The sequence below is a fragment of the Microbacterium sp. zg.Y909 genome, assembly GCF_024626565.1.
The window spans coordinates 1-1920 of record NZ_JANJFJ010000581.1; the positions used below are offsets into that span (position 1 = coordinate 1).

The window sequence follows — 1920 nt, forward strand, 5'->3', positions numbered from 1 at the left end:
GACCCGATCATCTTCGACACCGGCCACCAGTCGTACGTGCACAAGCTGCTCACCGGCCGCAAGGACTTCTCGCAGCTGCGATCGCGCGGGGGGCTCGCCGGCTACCCGCAGCGCAGCGAGAGCCCGCACGACGTGGTGGAGTCCTCGCACGCCTCGAGCTCGCTCAGCTGGGCCGACGGCGTCTCGCGCGCGCTCACACGCACCGGTCGCACCGATCGGCACGTCGTGGCCGTCGTCGGCGACGGCGCCCTGACGGGCGGCATGACATGGGAGGCGCTCAACAACATCACCGACGACAACGACCGCAACCTCGTCATCGTCATCAACGACAACGGCCGCTCCTACGCCCCCACCATCGGCGGCATGGCACGGTACCTCAACCGCGTCCGCACGGCAGAGACCTACCGTTCGCTGCACCGCGGCTCCGCGACCCTCTCTCGTCGCCTCGGCCCCGCAGCGCGGGCGGTGTACCGGGGCGTCCGGGGTGGCACCCACGGGTTCCTGTCGCGGTTCGTCAACAACGCCGCGCTCTACTCGAACCTCGACATCAAGTACCTCGGGCCGGTGGACGGCCACGACATGGCATCGCTGGTCGAGACGCTGGAGCTGGCGAAGTCGTACGGCGCGCCCGTGATCGTGCACGCCATCACCGAGAAGGGCCGTGGCTACGCGCCCGCCCGCAGCGACGAGGCCGACCAGTTCCACGCCGTCGGCAAGATCGATCCCATCACCGGCGAGGCGATCGGCGGCGCGGGATCCGGAGCGTGGACCGACGTGTTCTCCGAGGAGCTCGTCCGCGCCGGTGAGCAGCGCGAGGACATCATCGCGATCACTGCTGCGATGCTGCGCCCGACCGGGCTGCTCCCGTTCGCGCAGCGCTTCCCCGACCGCGTGTACGACGTGGGCATCGCCGAGCAGCACGCCGTGGCATCTGCCGCCGGCCTCGCCTACGGGGGACTTCACCCCGTCGTGGCGCTGTACGCCACCTTCATGAACCGCGCATTCGACCAGGTCTTGATGGACGTCGCCCTCCACAAGGCGGGCGTGACGTTCGTGCTCGACCGCGCCGGAGTCACCGGCCCCGACGGGCCCAGCCACCACGGCGTGTGGGACCTTGCGATGCTGCAGCTCGTTCCCCACATCCGCATTGCCGTGCCGCGCGACGCGGAGCGGCTGCGCGAGGAGTTCCACGAGGCGATCGCCGTCGAAGACGGCCCCACGGTGGTGCGCTTCCCGAAGGGTGCCGTGGGAGACGATCTGCCGGCGATCGAGCGTCTGTCCGACGGCGTCGACGTGTTGGCCCGCAGCGGCGCACAGGACGTGCTGCTGGTCGGCATCGGACCCATGGCGCACCTGGCGATGGAAGTCGCCGAGCGGCTGCGGGCGCAGGGGATCGGCGCGACCGTCGTCGACCCGCGCTGGGTCATCCCGGTGCAGCCGTCGATCGTCGAGCTCGCGGCATCCCATCGCCTCGTCATCACGATCGAGGACGGCATCCGCGTCGGCGGCATCGGCACACGGGTGCGCCAGGTGCTGCGCGAAGCGGGCGTGGACACGGCTGTCGACGAGCTCGGTCTTCCCGACGAGTTCATCGACCACGCCAGCCGTGAGCAGATCCTCGCCGACGCCGGCCTCACGGCCGCCAAGATCGCGCAGGACGTGGTGTCCCAGGTGCTGGGAACCCGCATCCCCGTCGCGCGTCCGCCGGCTGATGGCAACGGGACCTGGACGACGGAATCCGTCGACGCCCACGACCACGCGACACCGGGACGCGACGACCGCCGCTGAGCGCAGCGGTCGTCGCCGCGGTCAGGCTCGTCGACGTGAAAGCATGGATGGATGGACACCGCCACCGCCAACCTGACCCGCGAAGAGACAGCAGCACGATCGGCCGCGGTGACCGTGCAGAGCATCCGGGTG

General features: G+C 70.4%; 1 protein-coding gene. It reads left to right on the forward strand.

The window, feature by feature from the left end:
• Nucleotides 1-1788: 1-deoxy-D-xylulose-5-phosphate synthase (gene dxs, locus NQ160_RS23080; protein ID WP_257517349.1), on the forward strand; the 1788-nt coding region annotated here is incomplete at its 5' end.
• Between the last annotated feature and the right edge of the window lie 132 nt (nt 1789-1920).